The organism is Algibacter lectus, from assembly GCF_900112395.1.
Lineage (GTDB): Bacteria > Bacteroidota > Bacteroidia > Flavobacteriales > Flavobacteriaceae > Algibacter > Algibacter lectus.
Window position 1 is genome coordinate 111,017 of the sequence record NZ_FOLN01000013.1, and the last position, 22,872, is coordinate 133,888.

13 protein-coding genes and 5 tRNA genes are annotated in these 22,872 nt (G+C 35.4%); all 18 read left to right on the top strand.

Translation table 11 applies throughout. The annotated features are described in order from the left end of the window. The first annotated feature begins 70 nt into the window (after nucleotides 1-70). The gene (locus tag BM246_RS17950) at nucleotides 71-961 is read left to right on the top strand and encodes a tyrosine-type recombinase/integrase (protein ID WP_074939976.1); all 891 of its coding nucleotides are present in this window, start codon (nucleotides 71-73) and stop codon (nucleotides 959-961) included. A gap of 64 nt (nucleotides 962-1,025) precedes the next feature. After that, a complete protein-coding gene (gene hpf / locus BM246_RS17955) occupies nucleotides 1,026-1,328 on the top strand; it encodes a ribosome hibernation-promoting factor, HPF/YfiA family (protein ID WP_042499303.1) in 303 nt (100 codons plus the stop codon). 253 nt (nucleotides 1,329-1,581) lie between these two features. After that, nucleotides 1,582-1,655, top strand: a tRNA-Thr gene (locus BM246_RS17960). A 62-nt stretch (nucleotides 1,656-1,717) separates the two neighbouring features. Next, a tRNA-Tyr gene (locus tag BM246_RS17965) sits at nucleotides 1,718-1,799 on the top strand. A 137-nt stretch (nucleotides 1,800-1,936) separates the two neighbouring features. Continuing rightward, nucleotides 1,937-2,009, top strand: a tRNA-Gly gene (locus BM246_RS17970). A gap of 85 nt (nucleotides 2,010-2,094) precedes the next feature. Next, nucleotides 2,095-2,166: transfer RNA gene (locus tag BM246_RS17975), tRNA-Thr, on the top strand. Between the two features lie 64 nt (nucleotides 2,167-2,230). After that, complete coding sequence (gene tuf / locus BM246_RS17980) at nucleotides 2,231-3,418, top strand: elongation factor Tu (RefSeq protein WP_042499301.1); 1,188 nt, start codon at nucleotides 2,231-2,233, stop codon at nucleotides 3,416-3,418. 61 nt (nucleotides 3,419-3,479) lie between these two features. Next, nucleotides 3,480-3,552: transfer RNA gene (locus BM246_RS17985), tRNA-Trp, on the top strand. Between the two features lie 78 nt (nucleotides 3,553-3,630). Then, the gene (gene secE, locus BM246_RS17990) at nucleotides 3,631-3,825 is read left to right on the top strand and encodes a preprotein translocase subunit SecE (protein ID WP_042499298.1); all 195 of its coding nucleotides are present in this window, start codon (nucleotides 3,631-3,633) and stop codon (nucleotides 3,823-3,825) included. A gap of 9 nt (nucleotides 3,826-3,834) precedes the next feature. Next, complete coding sequence (gene nusG / locus BM246_RS17995; RefSeq protein ID WP_042499296.1) at nucleotides 3,835-4,389, top strand: transcription termination/antitermination protein NusG; 555 nt, start codon at nucleotides 3,835-3,837, stop codon at nucleotides 4,387-4,389. 71 nt (nucleotides 4,390-4,460) lie between these two features. Continuing rightward, nucleotides 4,461-4,898, top strand: a complete 438-nt coding sequence (gene rplK / locus BM246_RS18000) for a 50S ribosomal protein L11 (protein ID WP_042505915.1) — start codon at nucleotides 4,461-4,463, stop codon at nucleotides 4,896-4,898. 20 nt (nucleotides 4,899-4,918) lie between these two features. Beyond that, nucleotides 4,919-5,608 carry a 50S ribosomal protein L1 gene (gene rplA / locus BM246_RS18005; RefSeq protein WP_042499291.1) on the top strand — a complete coding sequence of 230 codons (690 nt, stop codon included), beginning with the start codon at nucleotides 4,919-4,921 and terminating at the stop codon, nucleotides 5,606-5,608. A 19-nt stretch (nucleotides 5,609-5,627) separates the two neighbouring features. After that, nucleotides 5,628-6,149, top strand: coding sequence for a 50S ribosomal protein L10 (gene rplJ, locus BM246_RS18010; protein ID WP_042499289.1), 522 nt, complete (start codon nucleotides 5,628-5,630; stop codon nucleotides 6,147-6,149). Nucleotides 6,150-6,212: 63 nt separating this feature from the next. After that, nucleotides 6,213-6,587 (top strand): 50S ribosomal protein L7/L12, encoded by a 375-nt coding sequence (rplL, locus tag BM246_RS18015; RefSeq protein WP_042499286.1) that lies wholly within the window; start codon nucleotides 6,213-6,215, stop codon nucleotides 6,585-6,587. Nucleotides 6,588-6,778: 191 nt separating this feature from the next. Then, nucleotides 6,779-10,591 carry a DNA-directed RNA polymerase subunit beta gene (gene rpoB, locus BM246_RS18020; protein ID WP_074939982.1) on the top strand — a complete coding sequence of 1,271 codons (3,813 nt, stop codon included), beginning with the start codon at nucleotides 6,779-6,781 and terminating at the stop codon, nucleotides 10,589-10,591. 92 nt (nucleotides 10,592-10,683) lie between these two features. Continuing rightward, nucleotides 10,684-14,985, top strand: coding sequence for a DNA-directed RNA polymerase subunit beta' (rpoC, locus tag BM246_RS18025; protein ID WP_042499284.1), 4,302 nt, complete (start codon nucleotides 10,684-10,686; stop codon nucleotides 14,983-14,985). A 129-nt stretch (nucleotides 14,986-15,114) separates the two neighbouring features. Beyond that, entirely contained in the window at nucleotides 15,115-15,432 is a 318-nt protein-coding gene (locus BM246_RS18030; RefSeq protein ID WP_042499282.1) for a DUF3467 domain-containing protein, read from the top strand. 373 nt (nucleotides 15,433-15,805) lie between these two features. After that, on the top strand, nucleotides 15,806-22,872 hold a 7,067-nt coding region (locus BM246_RS18035), incomplete at its 3' end, for a beta strand repeat-containing protein (RefSeq protein WP_175489814.1).

Consider the following 22,872-nt stretch of genomic DNA (forward strand, 5'->3'; position numbering starts at 1 on the left):
TTCTTTATGTTTCACTTCGAAGTGATGAAAAAACATTGTATATTTAAAAACAAATCATACCCCAAAACACATGTTTTTTCAATCCTTTACCGATTATCTCCTACTGGAAAAGAATTATTCGGTATTGACTGTAAATGCGTATCAAGCAGATTTAAAAGCCTTTTCAAAATATATAGAAAAAGAATTTGAAGATGATTCTATCAAAAATGTAAACTATTCACAAATTCGTAGCTGGATTGTTTCTTTAGTAGAAAGTGGTATTTCCAATAGAAGTATAAACCGAAAAATTTCATCATTAAATACCTATTATAAATTTCTTTTAAAAGTAGGAGATCTTCAATTAAACCCATTAGCAAAACATCGAGCACTAAAAACAAGTAAAAAAATACAAGTACCATTTTCTGAAACCGAAATAGCAAACGTGTTAAACGAATTGAATTTCGGTACCGACTTTGAGAGCTTGCGTAATAAACTCATTATAGAGCTGTTTTATTCAACAGGCATTCGTAGAATAGAATTAGTGGAGTTGGAGCTTTCTCGATTTGATATAAGTAATAAAACACTTATGGTTAAAGGGAAGCGAAATAAGGAGCGTATTATACCATTGTTACCATCGGTTATCGAAACCTGTAAAAGCTATTTAAAGGCTCGAAATGAGTTAGAAGTACTCGTAGATTCTAATAGGTTGTTTTTAACCCAAAAAGGTGTTAAAATATATGAAACACTTGTTTACAGAGTAATTAATGAGTATTTTAGTTTAGCATCTTCGAAGGTTAAAAAGAGCCCACATATACTACGGCATTCTTTTGCGACACATTTGTTAAACCAAGGTGCAGACTTAAATGCTGTTAAAGAGCTTCTTGGTCATTCAAGTTTAGCGGCAACACAAGTTTATACACATAATAGTATAGCCGAATTAAAAAAGGTGCATGTTAACGCGCACCCTAGGAGTAAAAAATAAAGTAAACTAAGCTGAAGTTTTTAATTTCAACTTTAATAATTGTTTAACCAAAAAAAACACAAGTATGAAAGTAAACACCCAATCCGTAAATTTTAACGCAGATCAAAAATTGATAGATTTTATCCAAAAACGAATGGACAAATTAGATTTGTTTTATGATAAGGTAATTAAATCGGATGTTTTTTTAAAGTTAGAAAACACCAGTGATAAAGAAAATAAAGTATTTGAAGCACGAGTAAGTGTACCAGGCGATAGTTTTGTAGTAAAAAAACAATGTAAAAGTTTTGAGGAAGGTGCAGATATGGCCATAGCATCATTAGAGCGTCAATTAAAAAAACGAAAAGAAAAATTAAGAGCACATTTATAATATTTAGAACGATTTAATAGAAACAGCTTTGTTTTAGTAGGAAAAGAATGGGATGTATTGTTATTACTAAGGCGATCCTGATTTGTGAGGATGAAAAATGAATCTAAAACAGGTGTTTTTTCATAGGATTTAAAAATAGTTTTAAATTCTATGAAAAATTTATTGAAAAAATGTTTTGAATATTTAAATAAATCTATACATTTGCAGTCCGTTAGAAATAGCGGACTTTTTTTATGCGTAAAAAAAGAAAAAAGCCGATGTAGCTCAGCTGGCTAGAGCAGCTGATTTGTAATCAGCAGGTCGTGGGTTCGAGTCCCTCCATCGGCTCTTTTAAAATTTAAATTCTAATTATTTAGAAATAAGAGTTTTAGATTGAAATATTGAATTTAGGGGAGATACTCAAGCGGCCAACGAGGGCAGACTGTAAATCTGCTGACTACGTCTTCGCAGGTTCGAATCCTGCTCTCCCCACAATTTTTAAGGATTAAGCGATTAATCTAGAAAGTTTATTGAAATATTGATAATACCCTTTAAAGATTTTTGAATCTATAAAAAAGAATTCTACTTTTGTGGAAATTCTAAATCTAGATTTGAAATTTTTAATTAATGCGAGAGTAGCTCAGTTGGTAGAGCGTCAGCCTTCCAAGCTGAATGTCGCCGGTTCGAACCCGGTCTCTCGCTCAAAGTTCCTGCGAAATCAGGAATCTCTTCTTTTAAAAAATCTTTTTTTAAGGTAGATTGAAAGAATAGGGAATAAAAACTTTACGCCGGTGTAGCTCAGGGGTAGAGCGTTTCCTTGGTAAGGAAGAGGTCACGAGTTCAATTCTCGTCATTGGCTCTAAAGAAAAAATTAGAATACACTAATATTATTATATAACAAAGATTAAAATCATTTTAAAAACATGGCAAAGGCAACTTTTGATCGTTCAAAACCACACTTAAACATTGGTACAATTGGACACGTAGATCACGGTAAAACAACTTTAACTGCTGCTATTACTAAAGTATTAGCTGATGCAGGTTATTCTGAGGCAAAATCATTTGATCAAATTGATAATGCTCCTGAAGAAAAAGAAAGAGGTATAACAATTAATACATCTCACGTAGAGTATGCAACATTAAACCGTCATTACGCTCACGTTGACTGTCCAGGTCACGCGGATTACGTAAAGAACATGGTAACTGGTGCTGCACAAATGGATGGTGCTATCTTAGTAGTTGCGGCTACAGATGGTCCAATGCCACAAACTCGTGAGCACATCTTATTAGGACGTCAGGTAGGTATTCCTCGTATCGTTGTATTCATGAACAAAGTGGATATGGTTGATGATGAAGAATTAATCGAATTAGTAGACATGGAAGTTAGAGATTTATTATCTTTCTATGAGTACGATGGAGATAACGGACCTGTAATCGCTGGTTCTGCTTTAGGTGCACTTAACGGTGAACAAAAGTGGGTTGATACTGTATTAGAATTAATGCAAGCTTGTGATGACTGGATCGAAGAGCCATTAAGAGAAGTTGATAAAGATTTCTTAATGCCTATCGAGGATGTATTCTCTATTACTGGTCGTGGTACTGTTGCTACTGGTCGTATTGAAACTGGTATTGCAAATACAGGAGATCCTGTAGAAATCATTGGTATGGGTGCTGAGAAATTAACATCTACTATCACAGGTATCGAAATGTTCCGTCAAATATTAGATAGAGGTGAAGCTGGAGATAACGCTGGTATCTTATTAAGAGGTATTGAGAAATCTCAAATCTCTAGAGGTATGGTAATCGTTAAGCCAGGGTCTGTAACACCACACTCTAAATTTAAGGCTGAGGTTTATATCCTTAAGAAAGAAGAAGGTGGACGTCACACTCCATTCCATAATAACTACCGTCCTCAGTTCTACGTACGTACAACTGATGTAACTGGAAACATTGCGCTTCCTGATGGTGTTGAAATGGTTATGCCAGGAGACAACTTAACTATTACTGTTGAATTGATTAACACAATTGCAATGAACGTAGGTTTACGTTTCGCTATCCGTGAAGGTGGTAGAACAGTTGGTGCTGGTCAGGTAACTGAAATTTTAGACTAATATAGTCCAAAGCATATAAAGAAGTTGAGGTATTCCTTTTTGGAATACCTTGACTTTATTTACGGGCGTAGCTCAGTTGGTAGAGCACTGGTCTCCAAAACCAGGTGTCGGGAGTTCGAGTCTCTCCGCCCGTGCAAAATATTAGAGATTAATAAATCTCAATGAAGTGTTTACACTAAGCATCTTTTTAGGTGTTGTAAAAAAAAGTAAAAATGGCTGGATTTGTAAATTATATAAAAGAATCATTTGGAGAACTTAAAAACAATGTAAGTTGGCCAACATGGGCAGAAGCTCAAAGTTTAACTATTTTGGTTGCTGTGTTTTCAATTATATTCTCTCTTGCAATATGGGGAGTAGATACAGTATTTAGTAATGTTATATCATTTTACTTTGATCTAATTAAATAAAAAAAAATTATGTCTGAAGTAAGTGAGAAAAAATGGTACGTAGTTCGTGCTGTAAGTGGTCAAGAGAACAAAATTAAGACATATATCGAGAATGAAATTGCTCGTTTAGGTCTTACTGATTATGTAGACCAAGTATTAGTACCTACAGAACGTGTTATCCAAATCCGTAATGGAAAAAAAATCCATAAAGAAAAAGTATTCTTCCCAGGATACATTATGGTACAAGCAAATTTAACAGGTGAAGTTCCTCATATTATTCGTTCAGTAACAAATGTTATTGGGTTTTTAGGAGAAACAAAAGGAGGAGATCCTGTGCCATTGAGACAGTCTGAAGTAAACAGAATGTTAGGTAAGGTTGATGAGTTGGCTGTTGAAGAAAGTTCTGTAGTAGCAATACCATACACAAAAGGAGAAACTGTTAAAGTAATTGACGGTCCTTTTAATGGATTTGATGGAACTATCGAAAACATAAATGAAGAAAAGCGTAAGCTTGAAGTAATGGTGAAAATCTTCGGAAGAAAAACACCATTAGAGTTAAGCTATATGCAAGTTGAAAAAGTATAACAGTGTTACATTAAGATAGATTAAACGTCTCGCTTCCAAAAGAGAGGTTTTTTCGAATTAAATTATTAAAAATGGCAAAAGAATTAAGTAAAGTAGTTAAGTTACAAGTTCGGGGAGGTGCTGCGAATCCGTCGCCACCGGTTGGACCCGCTTTAGGAGCCGCTGGTGTTAACATCATGGAGTTCTGTAAGCAATTCAATGCTAGAACCCAAGATAAAGCTGGTAAAGTATTACCAGTTGTTATATCTGTTTACAAAGACAAATCATTTGACTTTGTAATTAAAACTCCTCCAGCAGCAGTCCAGTTAATGGAAGCAGCTAAGTTGAAGAAGGGTTCTGGAGAGCCAAACCGTAAAAAAGTAGCTAAAGTATCTTGGGATCAGGTTAAAACTATCGCTGAAGATAAAATGGTAGATTTAAATGCATTTACTATTGAGTCTGCAATGAAAATGATAGCTGGAACTGCAAGATCGATGGGAATAACTGTAACAGGGCAATTCCCTAATTAATCTATTAAAGACATTAGAAAATGGCAAGATTAACAAAAAAGCAAAAAGAGGCTTTAGCAAAAATTGAAAAAGGGAAAGTTTATTCTCTTAATGAAGCATCTGCATTAGTAAAAGAAATTTCTAATACAAAGTTTGATGCATCAGTTGACTTAGCAGTACGTTTAGGAGTAGATCCGCGTAAAGCTAACCAGATGGTGAGAGGTGTTGTTTCACTTCCTCATGGTACTGGTAAAGATGTAAAAGTATTAGCATTAGTAACACCAGATAAAGAAGCCGAAGCAAAAGAAGCTGGAGCTGATTACGTAGGTTTAGACGAGTATCTTGATAAAATCAAGAGCGGTTGGACAGACGTTGATGTAATTATCACTATGCCAAGTGTTATGGGCAAATTAGGTCCTTTAGGACGTGTATTGGGCCCACGTGGTTTAATGCCTAACCCAAAAACAGGTACAGTAACTATGGATGTAGCAAAAGCTGTAACAGAAGTAAAAGCAGGTAAAATTGACTTTAAAGTTGATAAAACTGGTATTGTACACGCTGCTATTGGTAAAGCATCTTTTAGTGCTGATAAAATTGCAGGTAATGCAAATGAATTATTAACAACTTTAATGAAACTAAAACCAACAGCTTCTAAAGGTGTTTATGTAAAGAGCATATTTATGTCTTCTACAATGAGCCCAAGTATCGCTGTTGATCCTAAAATTGGTTAATTAAGTTAAAACTTTTATTATGACAAGAGAAGAAAAATCACAAGTAATTGAGGAGTTAACTGCAGAATTAGCTAACAATGCAAATATCTATTTAGCTGATATTTCAGGATTAAATGCAGATACTACTTCAAATTTACGTCGTGCTTGTTTTAAAGCAAACGTAAAATTAGCAGTTGTTAAAAATACATTACTTGAGAAAGCAATGGAAGCATCTGAAAGAGATTTCGGAAACCTTCCTTCTGTATTAAAAGGAAATACATCTGTGATGTATTCTGAAACAGGTAACGTACCAGCGAAGCTTATTAAAACATTCCGTAAGAAATCTGATAAGCCTTTATTAAAAGGTGCATTTATTGAGGAAGCTGTTTATATTGGCGATGATCAATTAGACATGTTAGTTGATATCAAGTCTAAAGAAGAGTTATTAGGAGAGATTGTTGGATTATTACAATCACCTGCTAAAAACGTTATTTCAGCACTTAAATCAGGTGGTGGGACAATAGCTGGACTTATAAAAACACTTTCTGAGAGATCAGAGTAGTATTAAATAGTACGCACTTTATTACATTATATTATTATTAAAATTTATTAAAACGATAGAAAAATGGCAGATTTAAAAGATTTCGCAGAACAATTAGTTAACCTTACTGTAAAAGAAGTAAATGAGTTAGCAACTATATTAAAAGATGAGTATGGTATCGAGCCTGCTGCTGCTGCTGCAGTTGCTGTTGCTGGTCCTGCTGGTGGTGGAGAAGCTGAAGAAGCTCAAACTGAATTTGATGTTATTTTAAAGGCTGCAGGTAGCTCTAAGTTAGCTGTTGTAAAATTAGTTAAAGAATTAACTGGTTTAGGTTTAAAAGAAGCTAAAGGTTTAGTTGACGATGCACCAAGTGCAGTTAAAGAAGGTGTATCTAAAGACGAAGCTGAAGCTTTAAAAGTATCTTTAGAAGAAGCTGGAGCAGAGGTTGAGTTAAAGTAAGCTTAACATCTCAAGAACATAACGGTTTAGGTCTGGAGCACACGCTACCAGACCTAGACCATTTTGTGTATAATAGTATTTATACCAAAAGCAATACCCAAAACAACTCAAATTATTTGACTTGTTTTTTGCAGTTTAATTAGTGTTTTAAAGCACTATCATTATTTTTTTAATCATAATTCCGTCCATTGATGTTGTCAACACAAGCTGAAAGATTAAATTTCTCGTCTATTGTAAATAAGACAGATTATCCTGACTTTTTGGATATTCAGATAAAATCTTTTCAAGATTTTTTCCAATTAGAGACAAAATCTGAAGAAAGAGGTGATGAAGGTTTATACAATACCTTCATGGAAAACTTTCCTATCACCGATTCTCGTAATCAATTCGTTTTAGAATTTTTAGATTACTTCGTAGATCCACCAAGATATGCTATTGAAGAGTGTATTGAGCGTGGTTTAACATATAGCGTTCCGCTTAAAGCTAGGTTAAAGTTATATTGTACCGATCCTGAACACGAAGATTTTGAAACTATTGTTCAAGATGTTTATTTAGGAACTATTCCTTACATGACACCTTCTGGTACTTTCTGTATCAACGGTGCCGAGCGTGTAGTTGTATCTCAGTTACACCGTTCACCTGGTGTATTCTTCGGTCAATCTTTTCATGCTAATGGAACAAAATTATATTCAGCAAGGGTTATACCATTCAAAGGATCATGGATTGAGTTTGCTACCGACATCAACCAAGTGATGTACGCATACATTGATAGAAAGAAGAAATTACCTGTTACAACGCTTTTCCGTGCTATCGGTTTTGAGCGTGATAAAGATATTTTAGAGATTTTCGACTTAGCTGAAGAGGTTAAAGTATCGAAATCTGGATTAAAGAAGTACTTAGGAAGAAAATTAGCAGCTCGTGTTTTAAATACGTGGCATGAGGATTTTGTTGATGAAGATACTGGTGAAGTAGTATCAATTGAGCGTAACGAGATTGTGCTTGATCGTGATACTATTTTAGACAAAGACAACATAGAAGAAATTCTTGAAGTTGATGTTAAAACTGTTCTTTTACATAAAGAAAGTAATGAGCAAGGTGATTACGCCATTATTCATAACACACTTCAAAAAGATCCAACAAACTCTGAAAAAGAGGCTGTTGAACATATATATAGACAATTACGTAATGCTGAGCCGCCAGATGAGGAAACTGCTCGTGGAATAATTGATAAATTATTCTTCTCAGACCAACGTTATTCTTTAGGAGAAGTTGGGCGTTACAGAATGAACAAAAAATTACAGTTGGATATCGGTATGGATAAGCAAGTGCTTACCAAAGAAGATATTATAACTATTATAAAATACTTAATCGAGCTTATTAACTCTAAAGCAGAGATTGATGATATTGATCACTTATCTAACCGTCGTGTACGTACAGTTGGTGAGCAGTTATCTTCTCAATTTGGTGTTGGTTTAGCACGTATGGCTCGTACTATTCGTGAGCGTATGAACGTTCGTGATAACGAGGTATTTACACCTATAGATTTAATTAATGCTAAGACATTATCGTCTGTTATTAATTCTTTCTTCGGTACAAACCAGTTATCTCAATTTATGGATCAAACCAATCCATTAGCTGAGATTACACATAAGCGTCGTTTATCGGCTCTTGGACCAGGTGGTCTTTCGAGAGAGAGAGCAGGGTTCGAGGTTCGTGATGTTCACTATACACACTACGGCCGTTTATGTCCAATTGAAACTCCTGAGGGACCAAATATTGGTCTTATTTCTTCACTTTCAGTATTTGCTAAAGTGAACTCAATGGGATTCATTGAAACGCCATATAGAAAAGTAACTGATGGTGTCGTTGATATTGTTAACGAACCGACTTATTTAAGTGCGGAAGAAGAAGAAGAAAAATTAATCGCACAAGCAACTGTAAAGGTTGATGAAAACGGTAAAATTTTACATGATAAGGTAATTGCACGTATGGAAGGTGACTTCCCTGTTATCGAGCCATCAAGGTTAGATTATACAGATGTAGCACCAAACCAAATTTCGTCTATCTCAGCTTCTTTAATTCCTTTCTTAGAGCATGATGATGCGAATAGAGCACTGATGGGATCTAACATGATGCGTCAAGCAGTACCTTTATTAAGAGTAGATGCTCCAATTGTTGGTACAGGTTTAGAGCGTCAAGTAGCTTCAGATTCTCGTGTTTTAATTAACGCAGAAGGAAGGGGTGAAGTTCTTTATGTTGATGCTAATGAAATTAAAATTAGATACGACCGTACTGAAGATGAAGCTAAAGTAAGTTTCGATAGTGATATCAAGACTTATAAATTGGTGAAATTCCGTAAAACGAATCAAGGTACTTCTATCAACCTTAAACCAATTGTGGTTAAAGGTGATATTGTTGCTAAAGGTCAAGTTTTATGTGAAGGTTATGCAACTCAAAAAGGTGAATTAGCTCTTGGTAGAAATATGAAAGTAGCCTTTATGCCTTGGAAAGGGTATAACTTTGAGGATGCCATTGTAATTTCAGAAAAGGTTGTTCGTGAAGATATATTTACATCTATTCATATTGATGAGTATTCTTTAGATGTTAGAGATACAAAATTAGGTAACGAAGAGTTAACTAATGATATTCCTAACGTTTCAGAAGAAGCTACTAAAGATTTAGATGAAAACGGAATGATTCGTATTGGAGCAGAGGTTAAACCTGGTGATATCTTAATTGGTAAAATTACACCAAAAGGGGAATCTGACCCAACTCCAGAAGAAAAATTATTGCGTGCTATCTTTGGTGATAAAGCTGGTGATGTTAAAGATGCGTCGTTAAAAGCGTCTCCTTCATTACATGGTGTTGTTATCGAGAAGAAATTATTTGCAAGAGCGGTAAAAGATAAGCGTAAAAGAGCTCAGGATAAAGATGATATCTTAGCTTTAGAAGCACAATACGATAGAAAGTTTGAAGATTTAAAAGATGTTTTAATCGAAAAGCTTTTCAATATAGTAAATGGAAAAACCGCTCAAGGTATTTTTAATGATTTAGGTGAAGAAGTATTACCAAAAGGTAAAAAATTCACGCTTAAAATGTTAAATGCTGTTGATGATTATGCGCATTTAGTGTCTGGAAAATGGACAACTGATGAGCACACAAATACATTAGTTGCCGATTTAATTCACAACTATAAAATTAAAGAGAACGATTTACAAGGATCTTTACGTCGTGAGAAGTTTACCATTTCTGTAGGTGATGAGTTACCAGCAGGAATTATCAAACTAGCTAAAGTTTACATCGCTAAAAAGCGTAAACTTAAAGTAGGTGATAAAATGGCAGGACGTCACGGTAACAAAGGTATTGTTGCTCGTATCGTTCGTCAAGAAGATATGCCATTCTTAGAAGATGGAACGCCAGTTGATATTGTATTAAATCCATTAGGTGTACCGTCTCGTATGAATATTGGTCAAATTTATGAAACAGTTCTTGGATGGGCTGGTCAAAAATTAGGTCGTACTTATGCAACGCCAATCTTTGATGGTGCAACTATAGAACAAATTAACGGATTTACAGATGAAGCTGGAATTCCAAGATACGGACATACTTATTTATATGACGGTGGAACAGGTAAGCGTTTCGATCAACCAGCAACAGTTGGTGTGATTTACATGCTTAAACTTGGTCACATGGTTGATGATAAGATGCACGCACGTTCTATTGGACCTTACTCATTAATTACGCAACAACCATTAGGTGGTAAAGCACAATTTGGTGGTCAACGTTTTGGTGAGATGGAAGTTTGGGCACTTGAGGCTTATGGAGCATCAAGCACCTTACGAGAAATTTTAACTGTAAAATCTGATGATGTTATTGGTAGAGCCAAAACTTACGAAGCTATCGTAAAAGGAGAACCAATGCCAGATCCAGGATTACCAGAATCATTCAATGTATTAATGCATGAATTGAAAGGTTTAGGATTGGATATCAGATTAGAAGAGTAAAAAAATAGTTGGCAGTTAACAGTCAACATTAAATAGACTATTTTTAGACTAAATAATGTTGACTGAGAACTCAAACTGAAGACTTAAAAAACATGGCAAGAAAACAAGATAAGAATACAGTAAAGAGGTTTAATAAAATCTCAATTGGTTTAGCATCACCAGAATCTATTTTAGCAGAATCTAGAGGTGAGGTTTTAAAACCAGAAACTATCAATTATCGTACGCACAAACCAGAAAGAGATGGTTTGTTCTGTGAGCGTATCTTCGGTCCTGTAAAGGATTATGAGTGTGCTTGTGGTAAATATAAAAGAATACGTTACAAAGGGATTGTTTGTGACCGTTGTGGTGTAGAAGTAACAGAAAAGAAAGTACGTAGAGATAGAGTAGGGCACATTAACTTAGTGGTTCCTGTAGCTCATATCTGGTACTTCCGTTCTTTACCAAACAAAATTGGATATTTATTAGGATTACCATCTAAGAAGTTAGATATGATTATTTACTACGAACGTTATGTAGTAATTCAACCAGGTAATGCTAAAAATGAAGAAGGTGAACCATTGCAAAAAATGGATTTCCTTACGGAAGAAGAATACTTAAATGTTCTTGAGTCACTTCCGCAAGATAATCAGTATTTAGATGATGAAGACCCTAACAAGTTTTTAGCTAAAATGGGGGCTGAGTGTTTAATCGATTTATTAGCGCGTATTGATTTACAAGCTTTATCATATGAATTACGTCATAAAGCAAATACTGAAACGTCTAAACAACGTAAAACAGAAGCTTTAAAGCGTTTACAAGTTGTTGGAGCCTTAAGAGATTCTAATAAAAATAGAGAAAATCGTCCAGAATGGATGATTATGAAGGTTGTGCCAATTATCCCGCCAGAATTACGTCCTTTAGTGCCGTTAGATGGTGGTCGTTTTGCAACTTCAGATTTAAATGATTTATACCGTCGTGTAATTATTCGTAACAATCGTCTTAAAAGATTAGTTGAGATAAAAGCACCAGAAGTAATTTTACGTAATGAAAAACGTATGCTACAGGAATCTGTAGATTCGTTATTTGATAATACACGTAAATCATCTGCTGTAAAAACGGATTCTAATAGACCATTAAAATCATTATCCGATTCATTAAAAGGTAAGCAAGGACGTTTCCGTCAAAACTTACTTGGTAAGCGTGTTGATTATTCTGCACGTTCGGTAATTGTTGTTGGACCAGAATTAAAATTACACGAATGTGGATTGCCAAAGAATATGGCGGCAGAGCTTTACAAACCTTTCGTAATTAGAAAACTAATTGAAAGAGGTATTGTAAAAACTGTAAAATCTGCAAAGAAAATTATAGATAAAAGAGAACCAGTGGTTTGGGATATCTTGGAAAATGTTCTTAAAGGACATCCAGTATTATTAAACCGTGCGCCTACGTTACACCGTTTGGGTATACAAGCGTTTCAACCTACGTTAATCGAAGGTAAAGCGATTCAATTACACCCATTAGTATGTACGGCATTTAATGCCGATTTTGATGGTGATCAAATGGCGGTGCATTTACCACTTGGACCAGAAGCTATTTTAGAATGTCAGTTATTAATGTTGGCATCTCACAATATCTTAAATCCAGCAAATGGTTCGCCAGTAACAGTACCTTCTCAGGATATGGTACTTGGTCTGTACTACATGACCAAGCTACGTACGTCTACACCAGAAGTGAAAATTAAAGGTGAAGGTTTAACTTTTTATTCTCCAGAAGAAGTAGAAATTGCTTTTAATGAAGAAAGAGTAGACTTGAATGCTGGTATTAAAGTTAGAACCATCGACATTAATGAAGATGGTAAACTTGATAAAATGATTATTGAGACTACTGTAGGTCGTGTATTATTTAACCAACACGTACCACAGTCAGCTGGATATATAAACCAAGTATTAACTAAGAAATCTTTAAGAGATATTATTGGTGATATTTTAAAAGCAACTTCTGTTCCTGAAACGGCTGATTTCTTAGATGCGATTAGAACGTTAGGATTTAAGTTTGCATTCCAAGGTGGTCTATCTTTCAGTTTAGGTGATATTATTATTCCACCTGAAAAACAATCAATGATTGATAAGGCTAACACGTTAGTTGAAGGTATTACAGGTAACTATAACATGGGACTTATTACTAACAACGAACGTTACAACCAAGTTATTGATATTTGGACTTCAACAAATGCTGAATTGACAGAATTGTCAATGAAACGTATTAGAGAAGATCAACAAGGATTCAACTCGGTGTTTATGATGCTTGACTCTGGAGCAAGGGGATCTAAAGAACAGATTCGTCAGCTTACAGGTATGCGTGGATTAATGGCGAAACCTAAAAAATCTACAGCAGGTGGTGGATCTATTATTGAAAATCCAATTCTTTCTAACTTTAAAGAAGGTCTTTCAATTTTAGAATACTTTATCTCTACTCACGGTGCTCGTAAAGGTCTTGCGGATACGGCTCTTAAAACCGCGGATGCAGGTTACTTAACACGTCGTTTAGTAGATGTTTCTCAAGATGTTATTATTAACACTGAAGATTGTGGAACATTAAGAGGTGTAGAAGTTGAACCATTGAAGAAAAATGATGAAGTTGTTGAGACTTTAGAAGAAAGAATCGTTGGTCGTGTATCTTTAAATGATGTTTATAATCCATTAACAGAAGAGTTGTTAGTTTCAGCTGGTCAGTTAATTGAAGATGATATAGCTAAAATCATTCAAGCATCTCCAATTGAGAGTGTAGAGGTACGTTCTGCATTAAGTTGTGAGGCTTTAAAGGGTATTTGTGCTAAATGTTACGGACGTAACTTAGCTACCGGAAAAATGGTACAACGTGGTGAAGCTGTAGGTGTAGTTGCTGCACAATCTATTGGTGAACCAGGTACACAGTTAACATTACGTACATTCCACGTAGGTGGTATTGCAGGTAACATTTCAGAAGAAAATAAGTTAATTGTTAAGTTTGATGGTATTGCTGAAATTGAAGATTTAAAAACAGTTAAAGGTCAAGATAACGAAGGAAACGAAATTGATGTTGTAATCTCTCGTACATCTGAACTTAAACTTATTGATAAGAAAACAGGTATTGTATTAAGTACAAATAACATTCCTTACGGTTCAACCATTATTGTTAAAAATGGTCAGAAACTGTCTAAAGGGGATGAAGTTTGTTCTTGGGATCCATATAACGGTGTTATTGTTTCAGAATTTGCTGGTAAAGTGAAGTATGAAAACATCGAACAAGGGGTTACTTACCAAGTAGAAATAGATGAGCAAACAGGTTTCCAAGAGAAAGTAATTTCTGAATCTAGAAACAAAAAGCTTATTCCAACACTTCATATTGAAGATTCAAATGGTGAAACAATGCGCTCTTACAACTTACCAGTCGGCGCTCACTTAATGATTGACGATGGTGAAAAAGTAATAGTTGGTAAAATTTTAGTTAAAATACCTCGTAAATCTGCTAAAGCAGGTGATATTACGGGTGGTTTACCTCGTGTTACTGAGTTGTTCGAAGCACGTAACCCATCTAACCCAGCGGTTGTTAGTGCTATTGATGGTGTAGTTTCTTTCGGAAAAATCAAACGTGGTAACCGCGAGATTATAATAGAGTCTAAAACAGGCGATATTAAGAAATACTTAGTTAAATTATCAAGTCAGATTCTTGTTCAAGAAAATGATTTCGTAAAAGCTGGTATGCCTTTATCTGATGGTTCTATTACACCGAATGATATTTTAAATATCAAAGGCCCATCTGCAGTTCAACAATACTTAGTTAACGAAGTACAAGAAGTATATCGTTTACAAGGTGTGAAGATTAATGATAAACACTTCGAGGTTGTTGTTCGTCAAATGATGCGTAAAGTTAGAATTATTGATTCTGGTGATACTATATTCTTAGAAGATCAATTGGCTCATAAAGCAGATTTCATATTAGAAAATGATGATATTTTCGGAATGAAGGTTGTTGAAGATGCAGGAGATTCAATTAACTTAAAACCTGGTCAAATTGTTTCGCCTCGTGAGTTAAGAGATGAAAACTCTATTTTACGTAGAGAAGATAAAACACTAGTTTCTGCTAGAGATGCGCAGCCAGCAACGGCTACACCAATACTGCAAGGTATTACTAGAGCATCACTTCAAACTAAATCGTTTATCTCTGCGGCTTCTTTCCAAGAGACAACTAAAGTACTTAACGAAGCAGCTGTAGCTGGTAAGGTAGATTCTTTAGAAGGCTTGAAAGAAAATGTAATTGTTGGACATAGAATTCCAGCAGGTACAGGTATGAGAAGTTATACTGATATCATAGTTGGTTCTAAAGAAGAATTCGACGAGATGATGCAAGTAAAACAAGAGTTAAATTATAACTAGTATTTGTTATTCCCGCGAAGGCGGGAATCTATAAAATAAAAGCCTTCATGCATTAAGTTGCTTGAAGGCTTTTTTATTAATAAAATTAATTAGGCTTCTTCCAAATAAGGAGTAAAAAACACAATTTCAATGGCAAACGAAAAAGAAGCTCCTAAACAAGGGCAAATAAATATTGAGTTAGATGAAAAAGTAGCAGAAGGTACTTACTCTAACTTAGCGATTATAAATCATTCGGTTTCCGAATTTGTAGTCGATTTTGTAAACATCATGCCAGGTGTTCCAAAGAGTAAAGTAAAATCACGTATTATTTTAACACCGCAACATGCTAAACGTTTATTGAAAGCGCTAAGTGAAAATGTAACACGTTTTGAGAGCGCACACGGTGAGATTAAAGACTATGAGCAGCCTCCAATACCATTAAATTTTGGTCCAACAGGTCAGGCATAATTTAGATTCATTCATAAAAAAAAGCAACTTATTTTAAGTTGCTTTTTTTTTGTTACATAATTTCAGGTCTATGGGAACCTTATTTTTAGCCTGTTAACTTGTGAAAATCTTTTTTATTAAGATTTTTTTAAGGAAATGTGCTTTTTTATGTTATTTCTTGTAAGTTTTTATTTATTTTTAAGGTAAGTTAAAACGGTTTTTAATACAGTGTTGTAGCTTTTAGACGATTGGTTTAATGATTGAATTAAAACCGTTCGTCTATACTTTTGAGTTACTGGTCGCCTCGTTGTTACTTTCAATAGAATTCCCTGAAAGTAACGTATTAAGGACATTTAAATTTGTAATACAATTGATTAAAATAACTACGTACCTTATGAAATCATTCATCCCTACTTCGCAGAAAGTCAAAGCATTTTATTGCTTTATATTTCTGCTTTTTGCTTTCACTCAATTTACCTCTGCCCAATGCATCGCTGTAGACGATTGTGATGGCGACGGTATATTAAACGTTGATGACTTAGATGATGATAATGATGGTGTTTTAGATACTGATGAAGGTGTTTGTACCTCTAATCCATCTGGTAATTGGGGTGGTACAACTGTTGATGTGTCACATACTTATAGTGATGGAGTTGTAGTACGATTGGTAAGCAACACTACAGCGAATTTTGTCTCTTTGGATAATTTTAATTCTGCTGGAGCTGGTTTTTGGTCGGAGAATTTGGCAGGAAATCCTTCAGTTGTGGGGAATTTTACATTTGGAGATATGATAACCGTGATTTTTGAAGATGGAGCTGGAAATCAAACTCAGGTAACAGACCCAATTATTCACTTCGATAACATTGGTGAATCTTCTAACAATGTACAAAATTCAGCAGAAGTTACATTAGGAAATGGCTTAACTTGGTCAAGGATAGGAGGAACAGATGATTTTTTAGCAACTTCTACCACTGTTAGAGATGGAGGTGCAGGTTCAACACCAGGAATATTTGCAAATGGTTATAGCACACAATCTACTCAGAATGATATAGACGGATCTGCAGCAGGGAGTTTACAAATTAATGGTACGGTGAGTACTTTTACATTAACATTTCCAATGGCTGAACCTACTGCAGGTGCAAGAGATTTTATTGAGATAATTGTTTCAACATGTAAACAATTAGATTATGATAATGATGGTACACCAAACTTTTTAGATGTAGATAGTGATAATGATGGTTGCCCTGATGCAATTGAGGGTAGTGCTAATTATGATTTTAATAGCATAGACGAGAACTTTGCACTTACAGCAGCCATAAATGGTACGGGTATTCCTGGGGGAACGTCTCAAACCGTCGGAACTTCACAAGATGAAACACAACAATCAGATGAGTGTAGTGAATGTTACCCTTCTCACCCTTCCTATGTAGATAGTGATGGTGATACAATTGCAGATTTTTGTGACCTAGATGATGACAATGATGGTATTTTAGATATCGATGAAATGCAAGTTCAAGCTTGTGGTTTCTATCCTAGTTTATCTTTTAGTGGAGCCACGTTGGAATCTGGTACGGCTTTAAGTTCTGGTGCTGTATATAGATTTTCTAATGTAACTACAAATATAGATGCATTAGTTACTATTGTTTCATCAACACCAAACCCTGGTATAACTACTATTGATGATGATAGTTCTAATATAGCTAATTTTCAACCTATTTTAGGAGCGGATAACTCTTCAGTTGAATTCGATTTTCAATTTGTTACTACTACCACATCTACGGTTGTAGAAATTCCTCAATTTTATATGACAGCTATTGATGTTGACGGAGATAGTGGAGCAGCTAGAGAGTTTATTGAATTAGATATTACAAGTTCTTCTGTACACACTACAGAAACTCCTAGCGATCTTGCTATTTATCCCTCTGCCATAGGAACGTTGTTTAGAGGTCCATTGCAAACAGCTCCTGGAATAGATGTTAATGCAACAAATGTAATGTTTACCGCTAGATATTCTCAAACGGGTGAATTTAAAATGAGAATTGGCGCAGACCCAACTTCAAATGTAAATCGCCTTTTTTCAATGAATTTTGATCCATGTACATATGATATTTATGCAAATCCAACTAATTCAGATTTATTACTTCAGGTTTTAGATACTGATAATGATGGTACGCCTGATCATTTAGATAATGATAGTGATAATGATGGTTGCCCAGATGCCTTAGAAGGTGATGCGGGTTTAGTATATGCCGATTTGAATACTAATGGAAGTATAAATGCATCTGCAAATGATAACGGAATACCAATTGCTACAAACGTTGGTACCGCAGGAGCAGGAATATCAGGTCAAGATGATGTCTCTTCCACTAATAATACAGTACAAGCTGCAGAGTGCGATTCATGTAATAGTTCGAGTTCACTTTTTTCTGATAATGATAATGATGGTATTGGTGATGTTTGTGATTTGGATGATGATAATGATGGCATATTGGATATTGATGAGTTAGATTGTTCTCCAGGATTTGTTAGTTTAGGACAAACTTTTACAAATATTGATACAGGAACAAATGGAGGTACTACATCCGCAACTCTATCTAACATATATGCATATAATGGTGTCGATGTTGTAACGGCTACTTATGAACTACAAGGTTCTTCAACATGGAGCTCAGGGGTTAGTAGTACCAATAACGGAGGTATTTCGGGTGACTATATTAATACCCAACCTAATAATACAGATTTCCCAAATGGAGATGTAGCTGTTTATACCTATACTTTTTCTGAGCCAGTATATAATGTAGAGTTTAAATTTGGAGGGTTAGATAATGCTGATAGAGCAGATTTTTTAGCTAATAATGGAGCTGTTATTTCACCTGTAACATTAACAAATATTACATTACCTGTAGGTGCTTTTTCAATTTCCGGTCAAACTGTTATAAGTAGTGCGAGTAGTGGGAATTCACCAAGTAATGCCATTCAGGTTTCTATTGCAGGGCCGGTTAGGGAGATAAGCATAACAGTAGGTAAGCAAGATGGTGTTGCAGGTAATGTTACCATGCAGTTTTATGAATTAGAATACTGTTTGGATAAAGATACCGATGCTGATAATATACCAGACTATTTAGATACAGACAGTGACAATGACGGTTGCCCAGATGCCTTAGAAGGCGATGCCGGTTTAGTTTATGCAAATTTAAATCCAGATGGAAGCATAAATGCAGCTGTAAATGATAATGGAATACCTATTGCAACAAATGTTGGTACTGTAGGAGCAGGAACAACAGGTCAAGATGATGTATCTTCAACTAATAGTGCAGTACAAGCTGCAGAGTGTGATTCATGTAATAGTTCGAGTTCACTTTTTTCTGATAATGATAATGATGGAATACCAGATGCTTGTGATTTAGATGACGATAATGATGGTATTTTAGATGTAGATGAATACAATAAAAATTGTGGAGCAACTTCTTCTTCCAATATACATTTTACAGATTCATCATATAACCAAATAGCTGCAAATACTAATGATGGAGATTTAATAGCATATATAAAAGACTTTGATAGCGATGTAACAGCTGTCGCTACAACAAGACTAGGCTCGGGTAGTTTTGGAGCTACATCTCCTAATTATACGGATGGCACTATACAGGTTGATATGCAGAGTCGTAATTCAAATAATGATGTTACGGGTACTTCAACCGAAATTGTGTTTTCAGAACTTATATTATCATCAGAATTTAATGTAAGAAGCTTAGCAAGAAATGGATCTGGTACTTATAATGAGAGTCAAAATATTAAATTTTATAACAATGGAGTTCAAGTTCAATTTCCTGCTGTTATTTATGCAACGTCAGGGACAATAGGTACAGGAGCTTCCTATGATCCAGTTACTGGAGATGCTATAGCAGCAATAATAGGAGGTGCGGCGCAAGAAGCAAATTTTAGATTTAATATTGATAGACCTATAGATAGAATTGTAATAGCTCAGGCATCTGATGCTAATGCTGATAATATTGGTTGGAGACTTAGTATTTTATGTCCTTTTTATGGGGATACTGATAACGATGGTATCTATGATCATTTAGATCTTGATAGTGATAACGATGGGTGTTTTGATGCCCTAGAAGGCGATGCAGGTTTAGTATATGCTAATTTAAATAGTGATGGAAGTATAAACGCTGCTGTAAATGATAACGGAATACCTATTGCAACAAATGTTGGTACTGCGGGAACAGGAACAGAAGGTCAAGACGATGTATCTTCAACTAATGATGCGGTTCAAGCTGCGGAGTGCGATCCTTGTAATAGTTCTAGCTCACTTTTCTCTGATAGTGATTTGGATACTATTGGCGATTATTGTGATTTAGATGATGATAATGATGGTATTCTAGATAGTGTAGAGCAATCATGCGGAAATGGTACAGAAGCCATATCTGCTGCTGCGGTAAATGCATCAATTGATAATGTGGCATTACATGATGGTACAAATACACCACAGACATTAACCCAAAATTTTACAGTGCCTGGTTGCCCTGCTGATGGTGACGTTGTGTCTTACACTGTAACAGCTTTCCCTTCGAGAGCGGCATCTAATAATGTTAATATTTGTGCAGATGTAGATTCGTTTAAAGGATTTACAAATGCTACTTATGGTGATAATATTGGTATCGATAAACTTGCTGGTTGCGATGGAGGAATTAGATACCGAATTGAGTTTACTAGTGGTGCCGAAATTTTAGATCTTTCAAGTCTTTCACACGGAAATTTAGCTGCAGATGAAGCTATTATTATAACTTCTAATGTGCCTTTATTTGGACAAACTTATAAAAGACCTGATTTTGATGCCAGTTCGGATAATACAGGAACTAATGGTGGACCAACAATTAGCGGAAGTGGAACAAATAGTGTTGCATTTGATAACGTTTCAGGTGGCTTCGGTGGAAATTTAAACGTTTGGGAAGTAAACTCAAACGGCGAAAAAGTAGAATGGGTAGAAATTGACTATTACAGAAGTTCAGGTTCTACAGCACTTTCATATGAATCTTTTACATTAAACCATGTAATTCCTTGCGATGCAGATTGTGATGGTATACCTAATTATTTAGATTTAGATTCTGATAACGATGGCTGTTTTGATGCCTTAGAAGGCGATGCCGGTTTAACATACTCAAATTTAAATAGTGATGGAAGTATAAACGCTGCTGTAAATGATAACGGAATACCTATTGCAACAAATGTTGGTACTGTAGGAGCAGGAACAACAGGTCAAGATGATGTGTCTTCAACTAATAGTGCAGTACAAGCTGCAGAGTGTGATTCATGTAATAGTTCGAGTTCACTTTTTTCTGATAATGATAATGATGGTATTGGTGATGATTGTGATTTAGATGATGATAATGATGGGATATTGGATGATGTTGAATGTGTTCCATTCAACGCAGTTAATGGGGATTTTAATACTACAATCAATACTGTAGCAACTAATAATTACACTCAATTATTTAGTAATACTACAGGTAGTGTGTTAGTTGATTATCAAGGTCTAACAGGTAATCTGCTTACGTATTCAGAAAATGCAACAGTAGGTTCAATTTATGCTGATGGTACTCCGACTTCTTATGTTTATCCTGATTCATCATCTTCTTATGAAATAACATTTACTGAAGAAGGAGAGGCGTTATATCCAAAATTATCCTTTTTAATTACTGATATAGACCAACCTAATGAAAATATTGATGTTCAAGTTTATGACGAATTTGGAGCCCTAATAACTAATTTAAGTTCTTATGTGCAATCATCAATTCTAGGCTCTACCGGTACTTTTCCTGGAACTGTTACTCCAACTATAATATCTCCTATTAGTTCTAATGTTACTATTACAAATTCAGGAGGTACTGTGAATTTAGCGGTAAATCCTTCAGGTGCTTCTGATACTTATGTACCAGAGCGAGTTGTATATTTTGATTTAACATCAATTAAAATCTCAAGAATTGTTGTAGCTAATAACGCTACTGGTGGTCAACCTGGTTTCCTTTTCAATCAGATATTTGCAAATTGTGATACCGACGGAGATGGAACACCAAATTACTTAGATTTAGATTCTGATGCCGATGGATGTAGTGATGCCGATGAAGCTTATAATAATATAGATGCCGACGATAACGATACAGGAATTTATGGACCAGATACACCAACGTTTGCAAATGGAGGTGTAGACGCAAATGGCTTAGTCATTGCGGCAGGCGTAACAGGAGAAGTTTATGATACTACACCTGCGACTACAACTGGAGGATTAAGCACTTATCAAGAAGGGATGACTTTAGCTATAAGTACGGCGCCATCAGATGAAGTTAAGTGTGAAAATGAAACTGCAAGGTTTGATGCTATTGCAAGTGCTACACCAATAAGTAGCAATAATCCTGTAGCTACAGCAAGTACAGATGTTACGTATCAGTGGTCTGTAAGTACTGATGGTATTAGTTATTCTAATTTAGCTTCCGAAACAGGCACCGTTGCAAGTGGAACAACAGTTTCAGTTGAGTTAACAAATGTTACTAACGCCATGGATGGAAACATATATAGAGTCGTTTTTACAAATGAGGCTAATATTTGTTTCGCTGAGGCGGAAGCAACTTTAACTGTAAATGCATTAGAAGATGCTGGTTTTAGTTATGATGTAGGAGCGTATTGCGTAAGTGATTCAGATCCAACGCCAACGGTTTCAGGAACATCAGGAGGAGCATTTAGTAGTGTTCCAGGCTTAATTATTAATACTTCAACAGGAGCCATTGATGTGAGTGCGTCAACTCCTGCAACCTATACCGTTACGTATAGTGTTGGAGGAACTTGCCCAAATAGTTCAGATGTTTCAGTAACAATCAATGCTTTAGATGATGCCAGTTTCAGTTATGCTGCTGCTGCATATTGTGTAGATGCTAGCGATCCAACCCCAACAATTACAGGGTTATCCGGCGGAACCTTCTCAAGTGTAGCAGGTTTATCAATCAATGCTTCAACAGGAGAAATTGATGTGAGCGCCTCAACTCCTGCGACTTATACAGTAACATATACTACGGCGGGAACGTGTCCAAATAGTTCAGATGTTTCAGTAACAATAAATGATGTTCCTAATGCTCCAATTATTTCAGGAGACGGACTTCTGTGTAATACTGAAACAACAACTTTATCAACAACAGCCACAGGAACTATAGTATGGAGTTCAGATACTCCAGGAGTGGCTTCAATAGATTCTAGTACAGGAGAAGTTACGGCTATATCTGCAGGTACTACAAATATTACTTATACAGTATCAGATGGAAACGGTTGTTCAACAGAATCTTCTGTATTCACTATTACAGTGAGTTGTATCGATGCTGTTATCAACGACTTCACGGCAACTCCAGTAGATGGTATTACAGGCGGAACCGCAGGCGATGTTACCACAAACGATACCTTAAACGG